We start from the raw sequence: 18,862 nt of genomic DNA on the forward strand, positions 1-18,862 counted from the left end.
TACGGCACAATCGATATCCCTACCCATTCTCGAGCCATGGCCACTCATCGCCCCATCCCCTCCCTGCACAGACCGGTTCGCGACTGGGTGCTCAAGGCCTTTCCCCGCAACCCGGAAAGCGGGATCGATTACAGCAACCCGCAAGGCGATCCCGGGCTGTTCGGCCCCGATTCGGTAACATGGCGCATCCACGCGGATTTCCCCGGCATGCTCTCCGGCGGCTTGTGTGCATTGATGCTGCAGACGTTGCACCCACGCGCGCTGGCCGCCATCTGGGACCATTCGAACTTCCGCCAGGATCTTGTCGGACGCCTTCGTCGCACCACGACCTTCGTCGGCGGCACCACGTACGCGCCCCGCGACCTCGCACAAGGCATGATCGACCGGGTACGCCACATTCATGACGCCATCGCGGGATACACCGCAGACGGAAAACCCTACGCGGCTTCCGAGCCCCACCTGCTGACCTGGGTGCATGTCACCGAGGCCTACGCCTTCCTGCAGGGATTTCGGCGTTACAGCCGACTGTCCGTGCCAACGCCGATCGCGGACAGGTACTACGACGAAGTGCGCCGCATCGCCGAGGCGCTGGGCGCTTCGCAGGTACCCGTCAGCGAGCGGGACGTCCTTAACTACATGCAGGAGATCCAGCCGGAGCTGCGGTTCGATGAACGGTCGCGTGAAGTGCTGCGCGTACTCGCGAGCATCCGCCTTCCCGTACCCGCAGCCGGACTTTCGCGGGAACTGTTTCTGCATGCAGGCGCCGCGCTGCTGCCCGGCTGGGCCGTTTCGCTCATGCAGCGCACTCCGGTTCAACGCATGAAGGCACGTGTTGCGTCGCGCACGCTGTACGCGATGGCCCCGGTGTTCCGCAGCGCTCTGCGCGATGGCGTGGCCTCGCAATCATGCCTACGCATGAACCGTACACCGGACATCCTGCGCGAATTCCCCCCTGGGAACGATGCTGTACGTCAGGAATCTTCCAGCGAGAACGTGCGCACGACGCGATAACCTGCAGCGTTCCCGAGCACGCCATGCATCAAGGAAAACCGATCCACGCGCCAGTGCACTGGTGACGTCAGCGTGCCCGTTCGCGGCGGGGCAGGACGACGGAGAATCGTCACATGCGGAACAAATAAAGTTGAGTCCGTCTTGAGTTTGAAACCATGGGTTTGAAGCCGTTCGCAAAGATGCGCATGCAGTTGTTGCAAGGGCTGCGGGCAGGTCGTGCATCCGAGCCACAGGACTTCATCGCCGAAATGACCGACCCGGTCCAGATCCAGCACGAAGCCCGGCATACGGACCTGCTCGGCGGCAAGCACGGCCTGCCCGATCTCGTGCTCCAGCCTGTCGACATATCGACCTAGATAGGCCAGCGTGAGGTGATAGCGAGTCGAAGCAATGCGCCGCTCGCCCTTCCGCTCGCGACCGCCCAGTACCCTCGAAGCGGCTCCGAACAGATCTGCGCGGATGTCCGGCTGCGGCCAGAGCGCGAAGAAGAGACTATGCGCCATACCGGTCATGGTCTCATAGGGCAACTGCAGCATGATTCATCGCGCATACGAAAACGCCCCGGCCGCCATGCGGTCCGGGGCGTTCTCCAGACATTCAACACGTCTTACGACGTCTGACTACCGGCGAAGTCGATCACCAGCGAGACACGACGGTTGTTGGAACCCGCGTCGTGCGTCTTGCCCGGCTCGACCTGACGGTTGGTCGCTTCGCCGTAGCTGACCGCACGCACCTGATCGGCGTTCATGCCTGCGTCGTTAACGAGGTAATTACGCACGGCTTCGGCGCGCTTCATGCCGAGCTTCTTGTTGTACGCGGCCGAACCGGCCGGATCGGTGAAGCCTTCGACCGTGACCACAGCATCGGAGTGATGCGCGTTCATGACCTTGGCGAACTGATCCAGCATCGCCTTGTCGCTGTCCTTGAGATCGGACTTGTTGAAGTCGAAGTGCGCGACGGTATCGACGCTGATGCGGCCTTCCATCGCGGTGATGCGGGTGTCGTACTGCGCAAGCTTCTGCTGCATATCCTGCGACAGCGAGGTGATCTGCTGCTGCAGGTCCTGATCCTTCGCCTGCAAGCGCTGGATCGCGGCGTCGAAGTCGGTCTTCTTCACGTAGTTCGTGCATCCGCCCAACGCGAGCGTAGCCACTGCGACAGCCATACACAGGCTCTTGTAGTTCTTGAACATCATGGAATCCTCGTTGGCCTCAAGAAAAGCACCAGCGCGCAACGGGCGCGACCGATGACAGGTTAACAACCTACTGCATATTCAGGTTCAGGGCCAAAGATTTCATGACATGAGATTTCAGCACCGTTCAGACAGCTTTTCATTGCCGCAGACCTTGTGTGACCTGGTCCGCGAAGACGCAACGTGAACACTTGCGGCGAAGCCAACTGGATGCTTGGGAGCGCACCTCGCTACACTGGAAAGATTGCGGGACGCATCCATCCGAATACGACGACGGGAGTCGCATCATGCTGCGCATCACCTTCTATGTTCTCTCGCTGCTGTCGCTGGCAGCGATCGGCCTGCTCGGCCCTTCCCATCCCGGCGCCTACTATTTCCTGATTCCGATCGTCCCCCTGATCGGAGTCGGCCTGCATGACATCTTCATCGCGCACCAGAACGTGCTCAGCAACTATCCGGTGATCGGGCACCTGCGCTACATCATGGAATTCATCAGTCCGGAAATCCGGCAGTATTTCCTGGAAAGCGACAAGAGCGGCCGACCGTATACCCGCCAGCAGCGTGGACTCATCAAGGCGCGCGCGTACGGCGGCGAAGCCGTCCATCCTTTCGGCAGCGAATACGACGTGGACGAGAGCGGCTACAACCTGGCACTGCATTCGCTGGCCGTGAAGACTGTCCCCGAGGCCGAGGCGCGCGTAACTATCGGCGGCCCGCAGTGCAGCAAGCCCTATCACAGCTCACGGCTGAACATTTCGGCGATGAGCTTCGGGGCCTTGAGCAGCCACGCTGTGCTGGCCATGAACAAAGGAGCCAAGCTCGGCGGCTTCGCCCAGGACACCGGCGAAGGCGGTCTGACGCCGTATCACCTGAAGCACGGTGCGGACGTGATCTGGGAAATCGGTTCCGGCTACTTCGGCTGCCGCACCCAGGACGGTCGCTTCGACGACGAGCAGTTCCGCAAGAAAGCCTGCCAGGATCCGATCAAGATGATCGAGATCAAGCTCTCTCAGGGGGCCAAGCCCAGCCATGGCGGCGTGTTGCCGGGACCGAAGGTGAATGCCGAGATCGCGGCAATCCGCGGCGTGCCGGAAGGCAAGGATTGCGTATCGCCCGCAGCGCATCCGGAATTCGACTCACCGCGCGGCCTGCTAAATTTCGTCAAGCGTCTGCGTGAACTGAGCGACGGACGTCCCGTCGGATTCAAGCTCTGCCTCGGGCGGCGAAGCGAGTTCCTGAGCATCTGCAAGGCCATGGTGGAAACCGGCATCCTGCCGGACTTCATCACTGTCGATGGCGCCGAGGGCGGCACGGGGGCCGCACCGGTCGAATACTCGGACCGTCTCGGCCTGGTAATCGACGAAGCGCTTCCCTATGTGCACAACGCCCTGGTCGGATGCGGCCTGCGCGACAAAATTCGCCTGATTGCCAGCGGCAAGATCGTGGACGGCTTCGACATGGCACAGAAGATCGCGATCGGCGCCGACCTGTGTAACGTGGCGCGCCCGATGATGTTCGCGGTCGGCTGCATCCAGGCACAGCGCTGCCATACCAACACCTGCCCGACCGGCGTCGCCACGCAGGACATGCGCCGCGCGCGCGCCATCAAGATCGATGCGCGAGCGGTGAACGTGCAGCGCTATCACGCCGCCACCATCCGCAGCTTCCTCGACATCACCGGCTCGCTGGGCGCCGCCACTCCGTCCGAACTCGGACCCGAGTATTTCATGCAGCGGCTGCCGAATCAGGAGCCCTACAGCTATGCCGAGATGTATCCCGCACTGGAAGAAAAGTCGCTGCTCGGCGACAACGTACCGGAGCGTTTTGCCCGCGACTGGGCCCTGGCCAGCGCCGACCGTTTCTGAGTCAGGAACTGCACGACAGCATCGAGCAGCCCGCGCGCTGCGCCGCCCAGTCGGGGCGGCGCGCGGCATATTCGTCACGACCAGGCTGCTCGACATACGGCTGCCGCAGCACATCCAGCAGGTTCTCCAGCGTCTGAAGATCCCCCTGTTCGGCTCGCTCGATGGCCTGATGCGCAAGATAGTTGCGCGGGACGTAGCAGGGGTTGGCGGCCTGCATCCGCTGTTGCCTCGTGTCTGCGTCCAGCGCATCCGCATCGATGCGTTTGGCGTACCGGACCAGCCAATTGCGTAACGGCTCCTCGTATTCCGCACGCAGCGCGCTGTCGTAGAAGGTGCCCTCCAGCGATTCCATGGACGGCCTGCGCACATCGATGTCGATCAGGCTACGGAACGTCCGCGTCATGTCCATCTGCGCCTGCTGCATCAACGCATGAAGTTCCTGTAGCAGCGGCAGATCGTCGTCGCGGAACTGATCCAGTCCCAGTTTCCGGGCATGACTCGAACGGCTTTCACGCTCCAGCGTGTCGGCGTAATGCTGCAGTCCCTTCTGCAAGGCTTCGTCGTCACCGACCACTGGAGACAACGCTGCGGCCAGACAGCCAAGGTTCCAGTAGGCCACGTTCGGCTGCTGGCCGAACCGGTAGCGACGGCGCTGCGCATCCGTGGTGTTCGGTGTCCAGTCCGGGTCGTAGGGTTCGATCCAGCCGTAGGGGCCGTAGTCGATGGTCAGGCCGAGCACGGACATGTTGTCGGTGTTCATCACGCCATGGACGAAACCGACGCGCATCCATGCCGCGATCATGCGGGCGGTACGCGCACAGATCTCCGTGAACCACTCGGCCCGACGCGCCCGGCCGTGACCGGACAATTCCGGGAAGTCGCGATCAATGGTGAATTCGACCAGTTGTTCGAGCAAGCGCGTATCGCCACGCGAGGCCGGCAATTCGAAATGGCCGAAACGAAGCAGCGACGGCGCCATGCGGCAGACGATCGCGCCCGGTTCCGCCTGCGGATGACCGTCGTAGAACATGTCGCGCACGACCTGCTCGCCGGTGCCGACCAGGCACAGCGCCCGCGTGGTCGGTACACCCAGGTGATGCATCGCCTCGCTGCACAGATACTCGCGCAAGGACGAACGCAGCACCGCGCGCCCATCCGCGCCGCGCGAATACGGCGTGCGACCGGAGCCTTTCAGCTGCAGCTCCCAGCGCGCTCCCTGCGCATTCACGACCTCGCCCAGGGTGATGGCGCGACCGTCGCCCAGTTGTCCCGCCCAATGACCGAATTGATGGCCGCCGTAGTTGCCGGCGAACGGTTGTGCGCCCTCGACTGGCTCGCGGCCCGAGAACAAGTCGAGAAATGCCGCATCGATGTCACCGGCATCGAGATCGATCAGAGCGGCAGCTTCCGGCGACCAACTCAGCAACGTCGGTGCAGGCATGGGCACCGGATCGACCAGCGAGTAGACCGCATGCTCGACCGCACGCGGCACATCCCCGCCACCGGATTCCCCCGGCAGCTCACGAACGAAGCGATTGTCGAAATGCAGTTTGCGCATGCGGCTCTGGCGTTTCCGTATCGAACCCCTGCACCCGTTCAGGACGCGAGGCATCACGCCTTGAAGATGGTGTCGATCTCGGTGCGCTGCAAGACGCGCCAATCCCCCGGTGCCAGATCCTGCAGCCCGAGCCCGCCAATGCGCTCGCGATGCAGCGATTCCACATGATGGCCGCATGCGGCGAACATGCGCCGCACCTGGTGGTATCGACCCTCGGTCAGCACCACACGCGCCTGCCGCGCACCGAGCGCTTCGCAGACAGCGGGCGCCAAGGCCGTCGTCTCCCCCTTCAGCACCAGATCGCCGGCCGCGAAGCGCTCCGCCTCGTCGCCGCGCAAGGGGGCTGTGACCGTCGCCACATAGGTTTTCGGCACATGATGCTTCGGCGAGATGATCCGGTGCAGCAATGCGCCATCGTCGGTCAGCAACAGCAGACCACTGGTGTCGCGATCGAGACGGCCGACGCTGGAAAGCACCGGACGGCGCTGTAGGAAACGCGGCGGCAGCAGATCGTAGACCAACGGCCCGGCATCGTTGTGCGAGCAGGTCACGCCGACGGGCTTGTGCAAGGCGATCACCATGCCTTGCGGCGGGTCCAGCGCCTCGCCGTCCACGCGCACCCGATTGTGTTCGACGACATCATCGGCGTACAGGACTTCGCCGTCGACATCGGTGATGCGGCCCGCGCGGAACATCGCCTTGACCTCCTTGCGGCTTCCGTACCCGAGATTGGCAATCATGCGCAGCAGCTTCATCCGCGTGCCCCGCGACGGCCGCGCACGGCCTCGATGACCTTGAAGCCGCCCTGCTCGGCGTGCGTGCGCACAGTCTCGAACTCATGCGCCAGCGTGGCTTCGTAGGGAAGGTGCCGATTGGCCACCAACCACAACGCGCCGCGCGGACGCAGCGCGGAAGCCGCGGTACGGATGAACGCCTGCCCCAGCTCGGGGCGATCTGCGCGTCCCTGATGAAACGGCGGGTTGCTGACGATGAAGTCGTACTCGGCAGGCAGGCCTTGCGTGACGTCGCGCCAATGCACATCCACCTGCGCGGCATGCGCGCTGTCACGGACGGCCCGCTCGATATTGCGACGCGCGGGCTCCAACGCCCGCGCATCGGCCTCGTAGAGGTCCAGCGCCTCGATTTCCTTGGCGCGCTCCAGCAGCATGACCGACAGAAAACCGTAGCCCGCACCGAGATCGGCCACGCGACCATGAATCGAGGCTGGCAGATGCGCAGCCAAAAGCGCCGAGGCCGCATCGATGCGATCCCAGGCGAACAGCCCGGGACGACTGAGAAAGCGTCCATCCAGAATCGGTCGCAACGCATCCAGCGCGCACCATTCCGAAAGCCGTTCCGGGTCGATGTGCGCCTGTGTCAGGTCGCTCCAGAACACGCGGCATTTGCGCCGCGACACGTGATGCACCGTACCGGTCAACTGCTGAAGATCGCGTTCGCCGCTGCGCGCACCGCCGATATTGGGCATGGCCGCCACCACGACGCCATCCGGATGGGTGCATTGCACCGCCCGCGCCAGCCACGCGCGCGCCTCGTCGCGCTGCCGCGGCGGCAACAGTACCGTCAATGCGAAACGTTCCCCGTCCAACGTCTCGATGTCACTCGACACGGCGTGACCCTGCTGCTCCAGCTCGCGCGCCAGCGGTTTCAGGTTCTGCACACACTGCCAGTCGTGCGCATCCGGCAAGGTCTCCAGCATTTCCGCACGCGCGCACAGAAACAGGGCTCGACCGCTCGCCGGCGCGCCGCTGACGCCTTCGCGCAGCGTTTCGGCCAGCGCCAGGGGCGCCGCGTTCTCATTCCGGGGCATGGCGGTCATAGGATGTCCGGGATTCTGACGTTCCGATATTGAGGTGTGCATTCTAACGGTCCTTATGCACTATCCGATGTGGAATGTGGCAACGATGGCAAAAGCGTCTACCATGGTCACGAGCTTCACGGAGAGGCCCGCCGAATGAAGTACACGCTCTGTCTGATCGCCCTGGTGCTGACCGCGTGCATGACCGGGATCGGCATGCTGGGATCAGCACATGCCGAGAACACGCCGCCCTCCGGCTTCGTGGCGCAAATCGATCTGGATGGGCCGATTGGCCCGGCCGCGGCCGAATACGTCCACGACCGCTTTGCGGAAGCGCGCCGAGACGGTGCTCGGGCGATCATCCTGCGTCTGGATACGCCCGGCGGACTGTCGGCCTCCATGCGCAAGATCATCGCCGACATTCTGGCTTCGGACATTCCCGTGATCGGCTACGTCGCACCGGGTGGCGCGCGTGCCGCATCGGCCGGCACCTACATCCTCTACGCCAGTCATCTCGCCGCGATGGCGCCTGCCACCCATCTGGGCGCGGCCACTCCCGTTTCGCTGGGCGGAAAGACGCCCATGCCCAAACCGCTGCAACCCGGCAAGAAACCGGCTTCTTCCGGCAGTAGCTCCCCCCCGCCCGCCTCCGCCGGCGAGGACGCCGAGAACAACAAGGTGCTCAACGATGCCATCGCCTACATCCGTTCGCTGGCGCAATTGCGCGGCCGCAACGCCGCCTGGGCGGAAAAAGCCGTGCGCGGCGCCGCCACGTTGACCGCCGACGAAGCCGCCAAGCAGAACGTGATCGACTTCGTCGCGCCCGATGTCGCCTCGGTACTGCAGCAGGCCGACGGCCGTCGCGTGCGACTCGGCGAAAAGCAGGTGGTGCTGCATCTGGCCGGCCTGTCCGTGCGCAGCTACGAACCGGGCTGGCGCACCCGTTTTCTGGGCATCATCACCAATCCGACCATTGCCTATCTGCTGCTGATCGCCGGTCTGTACGGACTACTGCTGGAAGCATTCCATCCCGGCGCGCTGTTTCCGGGCATCGCCGGCGCCATCTGCCTGCTTATCGGCCTGTATGCGCTGCAATTGCTGCCGGTAAACTATGCCGGACTGGCGCTGATGGCCCTGGGTGTCGGCCTGGTGATCGCCGAGGTGATCACGCCGACCATCGGCGCACTGGGAGTCGGCGGAGTGATTGCGTTCACGGTGGGGTCGATCATGCTGTTCCACAACGACGTGCCCGGTTTCGGCGTCAACATCGGCGTCATCGCCGGTCTGGCCATCTGCGCCATTGTCACGCTGGGCGGCGTGATGTGGCTGCTGCTGCGCTCGCGGAGCGCACGCTCGTTCAGCGGTGATGCGCAACTGGTCGATCACCAGGGCGAGCTGCTCGAACCGCTTCCCGCCGGCGGCGAAGCCTGGGCGCGCATCAACGGCGAACGCTGGCGCGTGCGCAGCGAAAGCGGCACCGAGCTTCCCGACGGCGCCCGTATTCGCGCACGGCGCCGCGACGGACTGATACTGTGGGTCGAGGCCGATTGACGGCACGACCGAGGCCAACCCGGCCAGGACAATCCTCGTAAGGAGAATCACATGTTCGGACTAGGTGGAATCATCCTTCTCTTCGTGGTGGTGCTGCTGATCTCGGCGATCAAGGTGCTGCCCGAATATCAGCGCGGCGTGGTGCTGACGCTGGGCCGCTACACCGGCACCAAGGGCCCCGGTCTGGTGATCCTGATCCCGATCATCCAGAGCATGACCCGCGTCGATCTGCGTGTGGGCGTAATGGACGTGCCGCCGCAGGACGTCATTTCGCGCGACAACGTCTCGGTGCGCGTCAACGCGGTGGTCTACTACCGCATCATCGAATCGGACAAGGCCGTGCTGCAGGTGGCCGACTTCTATCAGGCCACCAGCCAGCTTGCGCAGACGCGCCTGCGTTCGGTGCTCGGCCAGCATGAGCTCGACGAAATCCTGTCCGAGCGCGAGTCGATCAACAAGACGCTGCAGAAGATTCTCGACGAGGCCACCGATCCCTGGGGCATCAAGATCACCGACGTCGAGATCAAGGACGTCGACCTCAACGAAACCATGGTCCGCGCCATCGCTCGCCAGGCCGAGGCCGAGCGTGAACGCCGCGCCAAGGTCATCCACGCCGAGGGCGAAATGCAGGCCGCCGAAAAACTGCGCGATGCCGCCACCATGCTGTCCCAGCAACCGCAGGCGCTGCAGCTTCGCTACCTGCAGACCCTGGCCGACATGGCCAGCAGCGGCAAGTCCACCACCATCGCCTTCCCGCTACCGCTGGACCTGATCAAACCGCTGATGTCGGCGCTGGAAAAGAGCCAGTGACAGTCAGAACTCAGGACGCCGCGGCGGGCATGCCTGCCGCGGCGTCGGCGATCCAGGGCAGGTCCGGCTGCCGTTCGGCGATCGAGGCGATGATGTCTTCGTAGTCGTGCAGGTCACGCGCGAGATGCGCCCGCCCACCCGGACCGAACATGTTTTCGAACTTCCTCTCCGGCGGACGCAGCACGCCATCCGTGGAACCGTCCTTCCACGGCTCGTCCTCCAAGTCGGCGATCGGCTTCAACCCTGTTCTCGGATCAGAGGACTTCTGCTCGGGAGGTCCGGGCAAGGCCTGCAAAAACTCACGCACGCGCTGCGTCGACGTGAACAGGCATTCATAGGGCAAAACGGTGTGTCGCGGCCGGCCGGCGAACCGGACATGCTCCTCCAGCGCCGCACCCAGTACGGCAGACTTCCAGCGAACACATTGTGTCGGCTATAGCGCAGCTGTCCGTCGAGAACTGAAGCCATCACGTCCTCGCCCTTGCGCAGCACGTGCAGGAAATGCGCCTCGGGCACTTCTTTCTCCAGTACGTCCAGATACGCCAGATGATCGGGCGTCTTCTCCACCCAGCACGAGCATCCACGCTCCAAGGCCATCGCGTCGAGAATGCGGCAGAATTCACGAATGTAGCCTCGGCCGCTGAGTTTTCTGCGGAGACCCGGCACGTCGTCGTAGGCCTTGAAGGCATTGTCCAGACAGCGGCGCATGTCGCCATGCGTCTTGCCCCGCGCAAGACGCAGGCGACGTCGCCACTTCTTCGCCGCACTCCGGTCGTCCTGCAGCCAACGATCGAAATGACCGAGCAGGCGCAGCATGTAGTTGGTCTCGCCGAACGAGAGTACGTCCGGGCGTTCCGCCAGCAACGCCTGAATCACGGTCGTTCCCGATCGAGGGCAGCCGACGACGAAGATCTTCCGGACGGGCGATGAAGCAGTCATGGTCATGAATATCCCGGTAAGACGATGGATTTCAAGGAAATACGTGGCGTTCCCGTTGCTTCCTGCGTCTTTTCCGCAACCATGCGGAAGGACTTCCGACATATGCCGATCGTTCAGGCTTAGGGTACCTTAATCAGTTGGTCCACCGAGAGAACCCACCATGCGTACACGTAGCTTCGCCTTTGCGTTGCTGACGGCATTGCTGTTCGCCCTGCTGTCGACACCGTCCCTGGCAGCCGATGCCGCCAAGAAGAAGGACGGCGACATGCAATTGCCGCCTTTCCCGGCCGATGCCCACACCACCCAGGTCACCCATGTGGCCGGCAAGACGGTCAAGTACACCGTAACGGTCGGCAGCCTTCCGATTCGCAACGACAAGGGCAAGAAGATCGCCGAGGTCATGTACACGGCGTACGTCGTACCCGGCAGGAACCGACCGGTCACGTTCGCCTTCAACGGCGGTCCGGGCGCCTCTTCGGTGTACCTGAATTTCGGCGCCATCGGCCCGAAGAAGATCCGCTTCGGCGACGAAGGCGACAATCCCTCCGATGCGCCGACCCTGCACGACAATCCGGGCACCTGGCTGGATTTCACCGACCTGGTGTTCATCGACCCGGTCGGTACCGGCTTCAGCCGCTCGCTGGAGTCGCAGAAGCAGACGGTGAAGGATTTCTACAGCACCGATGCGGACATCCACTATCTTTCGCGCATCGTCTACGACTGGCTGATCAAGAACGGCCGCATGACCTCGCGCAAGTACCTGGTCGGCGAGAGCTACGGCGGCTTCCGTGGACCGCGCATCACCGAGTACCTGCAGACGCAGCTCGGCGTGGCGATGAACGGCGTGGTGCTGGTGTCGCCCTACCTCGATCCGAACAGCTACAAGAACGGCGAAGTCTCGCCGCTGCCGTGGATGCTGACCCTGCCCTCGATCACTGCGGCGCACCTCGAGCGCGAAGGCAAGCTGACGCCGCAGGCGATGCAGAAAGTCATCGCCTACACGCGTGGCGAATACGCGCATACGTTGATGCTCGGCCACACCGATCCGGCCGCTCGTGAACGCATGATCCAGCGCGTGACCCAGATGACCGGCCTGGACCCGACCTTCGTCAAGCGTTCCGGCGGCCGCCTGGACACCGGCGCCTATCTGCGCGAAGTGCATCGTAGCCAGGGCAAGCTGGGCAGCGTCTACGATTCCAACCTGACCGGCTGGGACCCGTTCCCGTATGCGCCGGAACAGGAAAGCAACGACCCGATGCTGAACGCGATCATCGCGCCAACCACCGAGGCTATGGTCAACTTCATCACACGCACGGTCGGCTGGAAGTACGATGGCCGCTACTACGCGCTCAGCTACAAGGTGAACCGCCTGTGGCACAAGGACGACGACGCCGACAGCGGATCGGTCAAGCAATTGCGCGAAGCCGTCGCCAATGACGGCAAGCTGCGCGTGCTGATCGCGCACGGCTGGAACGACCTGTCCTGCCCGTTCATGGGCTCGATCCTGGTCGTCGACCAGATGCCGAAGATGGGCAGCGCCAAGCGCGTGCAAGTACGCGAATACCCGGGCGGACACATGTTCTACACCCGGCCGGACAGCCAGAAAGCGTTCCGCAAGGACGTCAAGGCCCTGTTCGAGGCGCGCTGAGCGCCCTTCCCTCGCGCCGGTCGCTTCAGGCCGGCGCGTTCTCTTCCAGCCAGACCTTCGGCGATTGCACGGCGAACAGGTCGAGCCGTCGCAGACGGCGCGCGAGTTTCAGCAACGCCTTGTCCTTGCTCAGCAGGACATCGGCTTTGGATTGCAGAGCCAGCTCCAGAAACTTCTGGTCGTCCGGGTCCCTGCAGCGCGGAAGCGCCTCCGTTCCCTCGTCCACCGGCACTTCCAGGCATCGATGCAAGGCATCGAATGCTTCGATGGCATGTACCCGTTGTGCGGGCGACAACTTGAACAGCGGATATTGCAGCACGTGCAGGAATTCGTCGCGGCAGGCCGGACTGGTCACCGCATCGCATGCGCCACTTTGCAGCAACTCCAGCAGGGGCCGCCAGTTCGGATCGCGGAACACGTAGAGATCGAGCAGCACGTTGGTGTCCAGCACCAGGCGTGGCCGCGGTGTCGTGCCCGCGTCGGACATCGGAGGATGCCGAAGCAACCAGGCTTCCAGTGCCAGATAGTAGTGCTCCAGCTCATCCTCGTAGGCATCGAGAATGCACGGATCGCAACCGCTTCCGCAGCAATCGGACGGCAATGGTTTTTCAGGCGCCTGCGGACGCGGATCGTCATCAATCGACATACCGGACATTGTACGCAGGCGTGCGCGAACCGTCGTCCGGCTCAGAGCTCGAATCGATAGGCCAGCTTGATCAGGAACTGTTCGCTGTCGCGCAGGCTGAAACTCTGTCGGAACTGGGTCCCGGTCGAAGTCAGCAACGGTTCCAGCGCGTAGCCACCACGGCCATAGACGATGTACAGATTCGACAGAGGCGCGAGCTGATAGCGGTAGCGGATCTGGAAACCGAGATTGCGCAGGCTGAAATCCTCGACCGGCTGCGTGGTCGCATGCGCGCGCATGTCTGCGCCGACCTGGTAGGCCTGCCGCACGCGGGCATTGAGTCCCAATGCCTGCAGACGCACGCGCAATTCCTGGCGCTCGCTCAGATTCCAGTTCAACGCCGCGTCCAGCTCCAGGGTGCGGCCATCGAAGCTGCCGACCAGGTTGTCGCGCTGCCAGATCAGCCAGTTCGGCTGGTAGGTGTACGATACGCCCGGCGTGATGCTGAGGCTGTCGGTGAAGAAATACGTCGGCAGAACTTCGACCTCGTAGCCGATCCGTCCCAGCCCAGTCAGGTCGTTGCCGCTCACGCTGGCGGACAGATCCCAGGCCCAGGCACCATGACGGGGCAGGCTTCTTTCCGCATAGAGATTCGCGTTGGCTCGTGTGCGCAAGACATGGTGTCCGCGCGTCAGCAGATCGTCGTGACCGGGCGCATCCAGATTCAGCTGCAGGAAATCGCTGCCTCCATCGCGCCGTTCGTTGTTGCTGATGATGCGGAACTGCCGCTGCAGGGTCAGCCCCTGGTCGTTGGTCATGTTGATGATGCGCCAGCGCCATTCGTGCGAGGCATAGACCGACGAGGCGGGCAAGTCGGTGAAACGACGACGCACTTCCCAATGCACGTAGTTGAGATTGTTTCTTGGAAGGTATCCGAAATCATTGATATCCAATGATTTCCCAAAATGCATGACCAGCCACTGCTGCGTCCAACGAGGATTCATCTCGTACTGGATCACCGAGGTCGCACCGCTGCCGTGGGTCGTCGCGCCACGCTGGCGGATGGTGTCGCCCACCACGTTGCTGGTGACGGTCCAGGCCGCGTTCGGCTGCCAGACATGATCGACGCCAAGCACCGTGGCATCGCGATCCAGAAATGGATGGTCGACGCGTGTGAGCAACGCGCCCACGGTCTGAGTCTGGAAGTGATGACTGACACGCAGGGCGTCGAATGTGCGGCCGGCCGCTCCGCTCTCCTGTGCCGACAGCACACCGTAGTGCGTATCGCCGATGCTGCCGTTGAGCTTCAGGGCACCGGCGATATCGGCCGGTCCGCTGCCGTCGTCGGCCGGACCGCCGACGCGTCGCGTGTAGATCAGCTGACTGTTGTCGATCAGCAGGCCGAAATCGAAGAGGCCCTGGTTCTCGGTGAAGAAGGGACGCTTATCGCTGAAGAAAGTCTCCTCGGCGCCGAAGTTGACCACCAGATCGTCGCTCTCGACCTGCCCGAAATCCGGATTGACCGTCGCCGTCAGCTGGGTCTGACCGTTGGGTTTCCAGAAGATATCAGCACCGGTCTTGAACTGGTTGCCGCCATGCACCTGGTCGTGCACAGCGGAAACGTAGGGCGTAACGGCCAGCAACGACTGCCTGTAGGACGGCAGCGTCACCTTGTGGAAGTCGGACAAAAACCGCGCGCGCGTGAAGCTGGCGGTCGGCCAGGCCATGCGCTCGCCGGTGGAACCGATCACGCGATCGAGATACAGCCCGATGGTGCGCTGCCCGTTCGTGGCCCGACGCATGGGAGCGATGTACCAGGGAATGAGCATCTCCACGGTCCAGCCTTGTGCATCCTCGCTGACCGCATGCTTCCAGTCGCCGTCCCAATCCTTGTTGAAGCTGGATTCGTTGGTGATGACTTCGTCGATGACGCTGCCCGACAACGCCACCGTGAAGTCATAGCCGGTGCGCCCGTCCCCGTCGAAGTCGATCATCACGTTGACACGATCCACCTGCGCCTCCTCGTCGCGACGCGTGCGCTGATGCGTACGCGTCACACCGGGCGGCTGCGTGACGCGAAAGGCCACTGCCAGCCCTTTCGGCGTGGACAGCACCCAGGCTTCGGTGGGCAGCGAACCGGGCTTGCCAGTGAGCGGCTGCACATCGCGGAACTGCGTGATATGACGCGCGCCAGCCCACTCGCCCGGCGCCATCCGGCCATCGATCTTCACTTTCGCCATCGCGGGCAGTGCCACCAGACACAGACACAACAGCGCATGACGCGTACACGTGCGCAGAACGGAATGTCGACTCGAAGGCATACCGGACACAATCGAAAAGGAAGTGCACGCAGTCTAGGCAGGCTACATGTCGGTGCCGACTGGCAGAGGTCATGCCAACCTTTTCCGTCTCACCGGCATCACCGTCTAGTTGGAAACTTTCTCGATGAACACGACCACTACCGCAGATTCAAACCTTCGGCTCCGCCTCGATGCGCTGCACGGCGCGCCGATAGGCCGGGCGCGCGTGGATCCGCTGCAGGAATCGCTCGATGCAAGGGATCGGTACCCCCACGTCATCCCGCACGGAAAGCGCTTCGAGGGGTGTGCTCATCTGGATATCTGCCGCCGTGAAGTCCTCGCCGGCGAACCAGGCGCGTTCGGCCAGGGAGCGCTCGACCCATTCCGCATTGCGCTCCAACCCGGGTTGGAGATAGCCACGGCGCACACGCCCGGAAATCGCCCGCGCCAGCGGACGCACCGGCCACGGCGCACGGTCGATGCGATCGAACACCAGCCCCATGACCAGAAAGGGCATCAGCGAACCTTCCGCATAGTGCATCCAGTACGTGTACTCGCGCCGCTCCTCCGTGCCCGGAGAGGGCTGCAGGCGTCCGTTCCCGTAGGTGTCCAGCACGTATTCGATGATCGCACCGGACTCGGCCAGCACGAGATCGCCATCGGAAAGAATCGGTGCTTTGCCCAGCGGATGCACCGCCCGCAGCGAAGCCGGCGCCAGACCCGCCGCATTGCGCGCATATCGCCGCAGCGTGTACTCGATACCCAGCTCTTCCAGCAACCAGACAATGCGCAGCGAGCGCGAGGTTTCCAGGTGATGCACCGTAATCATGAAAAGCGTCCTTCGAGACATGCGCAGACCCTGCGCCGTGCAGGGTTCGCGCCACGTTAGCAGGCTGAAGCATTCGCGCACATGCGCTACCGTATGCCTCCAACGACGAACCGGAACCCGCACCTCATGCAGTCCGAAAACGGCATTCACACCATCGACACGGGCTTTCATCGTCCACGATTCGATGCAGCCTACCTGCTGGTGGAAAACGACCGAGGCGCATTCATCGATTGCGGAACCAACCATTCCGTGCCGCGCATGCTCGATGCGCTCGACCGGGCCGGCCTGCAACCGGAACAGGTCGACTGGCTGATTCTCACCCACGTGCATCTCGATCACGCCGGCGGCGCGGGTGAACTGATGGCGAAGCTGCCGAATGCGAAGCTGGTCGTGCATCCTCGCGGCGCACGGCACATGATCGACCCGAGCAAACTCTGGGCCGGTGCCAGCGCTGTCTATGGCGAGGCCGTCATGGAGCGCGACTACGGGCGCCTGAGGCCGGTGCCCGCCGAACGCGTGGTCGAAGCCGAAGACGGATACGTGGTGGAATTCACTGGCCGCCCGTTGATGTGCCTGGATACGCCGGGTCATGCGCGTCACCACAACGCGGTCTGGGACCCGCACAGTCGCTGCTGTTTCACCGGCGATACGTTCGGCCTTTCCTACCGCGACCTGGATACCGAGGCCGGTCCTTTCATCCTGCCGACCACTTCGCCGGTGCAGTTCGACCCGGATGCACTGCACGCATCGATCGAACGCCTCCGCGCCCTGCAGCCGCAGGCGATGTATCCGACTCATTTCGGGCGCATCGAGGACGTCGAAAGGCTGGCACGCGACCTGCACGAACAGATCGATGCCATGGTCGTCATCGCGCTGGCTTGCGACGAACATCCGGACCGTCATCGGGCGCTGGTCGATGCCTTCGGTGAACTGTACGCACGCCGCGCAGCGCGGCATGGCTGGACCGGCGGCCGCGACCTGCTGCTGGAACTGCTCGACGTCGACATCGAGCTCAACGCCCAGGGACTGGAAGTCTGGCTGGACCGCCTCAAGCGCGATCGATAATGCGGTTCAGGACATCCGCGTACCGTTGGGTACCGGACGTTCCAGCGTGGTGATCACGACGCCAGCCTCGGTCTCGAAGCCGGTGAGCAGGAACTGCGAGCGGACCGGACCGATCTGCTTTTCGGGGAAATTGATAACCCCGACGATCTGCCGCCCGACCAGATCTTCGGGTGCGTACAGTGCCGTGACCTGAGCGCTGGTCTTCTTCTCCCCGTACGACCCGAAATCGACCCAGAGGCGGTATGCCGGCTTGCGAGCCTCCGGAAACGCCTCCACGCGCGTGACCGTGCCTGCGACCAGCAGCACACGCTGGAAATCCGACCACTCGATCGTCTCGACCTGCATCGTGCTCATCGTCGTTCCCGTGCATCCTTCCACGCATCGCGCAGCTGCAACCACCAGTAGCTGGCCTGCGCAGCAAGATAGCCCAGCGGGCGCCAGGCCGACACCAGACCATAACGGTGAAAAGTCTCCCAGTCCCGGTCGTCCCCGGCAATGGCCGCGGCCAGCAATTCGCCGGCCACGCACGTCGGGGCAAGGCCATGGCCGCCGAAAGCCTGCGCCCACCACAATCCCTCTCCGTTACCGCCGACCTGCGGCATCTCGTGCCGCGCATAACTCATCAAGCCGGACCAGGCGTAGTCGATGCGTGCATGGGCGAGCTGCGGATAGACACGGGCCAGATCGCGACGGAGAAGTCTCTTGACGTCTTCCGGAGAGCGGTTGCGAATGGAGATGCGACCGCCCCAGAGCAGCCGATCGTCCCTCAGCTTGCGGTAGTAGTCGAAGGCGAAACGCGTGTCGTATACAGCGCTTTCCGTGGCGATGGTGTCGTGCAGTGCCGCGCCGAGCGGTTCGGTCACCATCACGTAGGTGGCGATAGGCAGCACGGCACGATCCACTTGCGGTTGCAGACCGGACAGATAGCCGCCGCAGGCCAGCACGACCTGGGGCGCACAGAGCTCACCTTCGTCGGTGCGCACGACCCAGGCCTCGCCCTCGCGCGTCAGCGAAACCGCCCGACTGTGTTCGTGGATGGTCACGCCCTGTTTTACCGCGGCGCGCGCGAGTCCCCGCGCGTATTTCAACGGGTGCAGATGCAATGCATTGCGCTCGAACAATGCGTCGGTATAGCGGCGCGTGCGCAACTGCTCACGCAACACGGCCTGAGGCACCCATGTCCACTCGGTATCGAAATGGCGAGCCAGCAGCCGCTGCCGGTCCAGCAGTCGCCGTGGATCGCTGAACCAGTTGGCCCAGAGCACGCCGGCATCGACCGTGTCGCAATCGATGTCGTATTCGGCTATCCGTCCTCGGATCCTTCGAACGGCCTCGACCGTGCGCAGAAAAAGTGCTTTTGCGGCTTGTGCACCGAGCTGATTCAGCAGGGCCTGCTCGCCAAGGGAGTAGCCGGCGAACACGAATCCGCCATTGCGCCCGGAGGCGCCGAAACCGATCCGCTCGCTTTCCAGCAGACAGACATCGCGGACGCCTCGCTCGGCCAGGCCGAGCGCCGTATTGAGGCCGGCGAATCCCCCGCCGACCACGATCACGCTGGCATCGCGGCGCCCCTGCAGCGGTTCGTACACGGGAACGTCTGCCGCCGTGGCTTGATAATACGAAAGCGTGGCGTCTTCGTTCATGCGGACACCT

At 63.5% G+C, this 18,862-nt stretch carries 18 protein-coding genes; 6 read left to right on the forward strand and 12 right to left on the reverse strand.

Going from position 1 to position 18,862, the window contains the following annotated elements:
* The first annotated feature begins 36 nt into the window (after positions 1 to 36).
* Complete coding sequence (locus BTJ49_RS08580; RefSeq protein ID WP_240601784.1) at positions 37 to 1,011, forward strand: oxygenase MpaB family protein; 975 nt, start codon at positions 37 to 39, stop codon at positions 1,009 to 1,011.
* On the opposite strand, the gene thpR is transcribed toward BTJ49_RS08580, so the two are convergent.
* A complete protein-coding gene (thpR, locus tag BTJ49_RS08585; protein ID WP_113064950.1) occupies positions 972 to 1,547 on the reverse strand; it encodes an RNA 2',3'-cyclic phosphodiesterase in 576 nt (191 codons plus the stop codon). The two genes, BTJ49_RS08580 and thpR, sit on opposite strands and share 40 nt — an antisense overlap.
* 71 nt (positions 1,548 to 1,618) lie before the next feature.
* A complete protein-coding gene (locus tag BTJ49_RS08590) occupies positions 1,619 to 2,206 on the reverse strand; it encodes an OmpA family protein (RefSeq protein ID WP_113064951.1) in 588 nt (195 codons plus the stop codon).
* 284 nt (positions 2,207 to 2,490) lie between these two features.
* Between BTJ49_RS08590 and BTJ49_RS08595 the strand changes: the two genes are divergently transcribed.
* Positions 2,491 to 4,068, forward strand: coding sequence for an FMN-binding glutamate synthase family protein (locus BTJ49_RS08595; RefSeq protein ID WP_113064952.1), 1,578 nt, complete (start codon positions 2,491 to 2,493; stop codon positions 4,066 to 4,068).
* Between the two features lies 1 nt (position 4,069).
* Here the strand turns inward: BTJ49_RS08595 and BTJ49_RS08600 are convergent, their stop codons facing one another.
* From BTJ49_RS08600 to BTJ49_RS08610, 3 genes are read right to left on the reverse strand one after another with little or no spacing between them, the layout of a single operon-like run.
* Entirely contained in the window at positions 4,070 to 5,626 is a 1,557-nt protein-coding gene (locus BTJ49_RS08600) for a YdiU family protein (RefSeq protein ID WP_113064953.1), read from the reverse strand.
* A 53-nt stretch (positions 5,627 to 5,679) separates the two neighbouring features.
* Positions 5,680 to 6,381 (reverse strand): pseudouridine synthase, encoded by a 702-nt coding sequence (locus BTJ49_RS08605; RefSeq protein WP_113064954.1) that lies wholly within the window; start codon positions 6,379 to 6,381, stop codon positions 5,680 to 5,682.
* On the reverse strand, positions 6,378 to 7,463 hold the full coding sequence (locus BTJ49_RS08610) for a class I SAM-dependent methyltransferase (protein ID WP_240601785.1): 1,086 nt from the start codon (positions 7,461 to 7,463) through the stop codon (positions 6,378 to 6,380). The genes BTJ49_RS08605 and BTJ49_RS08610 overlap by 4 nt, the downstream gene beginning before the upstream one ends.
* Positions 7,464 to 7,598: 135 nt before the next feature.
* Here BTJ49_RS08610 and BTJ49_RS08615 point away from each other — a divergent pair, with 135 nt between their 5' ends.
* Both BTJ49_RS08615 and BTJ49_RS08620 read left to right on the forward strand, forming a co-directional pair.
* Positions 7,599 to 8,993 carry a nodulation protein NfeD gene (locus BTJ49_RS08615; protein ID WP_113064955.1) on the forward strand — a complete coding sequence of 465 codons (1,395 nt, stop codon included), beginning with the start codon at positions 7,599 to 7,601 and terminating at the stop codon, positions 8,991 to 8,993.
* 51 nt (positions 8,994 to 9,044) lie between these two features.
* Positions 9,045 to 9,803 (forward strand): slipin family protein, encoded by a 759-nt coding sequence (locus tag BTJ49_RS08620; protein WP_113064956.1) that lies wholly within the window; start codon positions 9,045 to 9,047, stop codon positions 9,801 to 9,803.
* A 10-nt stretch (positions 9,804 to 9,813) separates the two neighbouring features.
* Here BTJ49_RS08620 and BTJ49_RS08625 read toward each other — a convergent pair whose 3' ends face one another.
* Both BTJ49_RS08625 and BTJ49_RS08630 read right to left on the reverse strand, forming a co-directional pair.
* Entirely contained in the window at positions 9,814 to 10,044 is a 231-nt protein-coding gene (locus BTJ49_RS08625; protein ID WP_113064957.1) for a hypothetical protein, read from the reverse strand.
* A complete protein-coding gene (locus tag BTJ49_RS08630; protein ID WP_113064958.1) occupies positions 10,041 to 10,844 on the reverse strand; it encodes a sulfotransferase in 804 nt (267 codons plus the stop codon). Before BTJ49_RS08630 ends, BTJ49_RS08625 begins: the two co-directional genes overlap by 4 nt.
* A gap of 58 nt (positions 10,845 to 10,902) precedes the next feature.
* On the opposite strand from BTJ49_RS08630, the gene BTJ49_RS08635 reads away from it, so the two are divergent.
* Positions 10,903 to 12,390, forward strand: coding sequence for a peptidase S10 (locus BTJ49_RS08635; RefSeq protein ID WP_113064959.1), 1,488 nt, complete (start codon positions 10,903 to 10,905; stop codon positions 12,388 to 12,390).
* 25 nt (positions 12,391 to 12,415) lie between these two features.
* On the opposite strand, the gene BTJ49_RS08640 is transcribed toward BTJ49_RS08635, so the two are convergent.
* From BTJ49_RS08640 to BTJ49_RS08650, 3 genes are all read right to left on the reverse strand, one after another.
* Positions 12,416 to 13,036 (reverse strand): putative toxin-antitoxin system toxin component, PIN family, encoded by a 621-nt coding sequence (locus tag BTJ49_RS08640; protein ID WP_343125525.1) that lies wholly within the window; start codon positions 13,034 to 13,036, stop codon positions 12,416 to 12,418.
* Positions 13,037 to 13,077: 41 nt separating this feature from the next.
* Complete coding sequence (locus tag BTJ49_RS08645) at positions 13,078 to 15,255, reverse strand: DUF5916 domain-containing protein (protein ID WP_113065111.1); 2,178 nt, start codon at positions 15,253 to 15,255, stop codon at positions 13,078 to 13,080.
* 229 nt (positions 15,256 to 15,484) lie between these two features.
* Positions 15,485 to 16,144, reverse strand: coding sequence for a glutathione S-transferase (locus BTJ49_RS08650; RefSeq protein WP_113064961.1), 660 nt, complete (start codon positions 16,142 to 16,144; stop codon positions 15,485 to 15,487).
* A gap of 126 nt (positions 16,145 to 16,270) precedes the next feature.
* Here BTJ49_RS08650 and BTJ49_RS08655 point away from each other — a divergent pair, with 126 nt between their 5' ends.
* Complete coding sequence (locus tag BTJ49_RS08655) at positions 16,271 to 17,209, forward strand: MBL fold metallo-hydrolase (RefSeq protein WP_113064962.1); 939 nt, start codon at positions 16,271 to 16,273, stop codon at positions 17,207 to 17,209.
* Positions 17,210 to 17,215: 6 nt separating this feature from the next.
* On the opposite strand, the gene BTJ49_RS08660 is transcribed toward BTJ49_RS08655, so the two are convergent.
* Both BTJ49_RS08660 and BTJ49_RS08665 read right to left on the reverse strand, forming a co-directional pair.
* A complete protein-coding gene (locus BTJ49_RS08660; protein ID WP_113064963.1) occupies positions 17,216 to 17,563 on the reverse strand; it encodes a tRNA-binding protein in 348 nt (115 codons plus the stop codon).
* Positions 17,560 to 18,852 (reverse strand): FAD-binding oxidoreductase, encoded by a 1,293-nt coding sequence (locus tag BTJ49_RS08665; protein WP_113064964.1) that lies wholly within the window; start codon positions 18,850 to 18,852, stop codon positions 17,560 to 17,562. Before BTJ49_RS08665 ends, BTJ49_RS08660 begins: the two co-directional genes overlap by 4 nt.
* Positions 18,853 to 18,862: the final 10 nt, after the last annotated feature.

The organism is Oleiagrimonas sp. MCCC 1A03011, from assembly GCF_003267965.1.
GTDB classification, from domain to species: Bacteria; Pseudomonadota; Gammaproteobacteria; order Xanthomonadales; family Rhodanobacteraceae; genus Oleiagrimonas; species Oleiagrimonas citrea.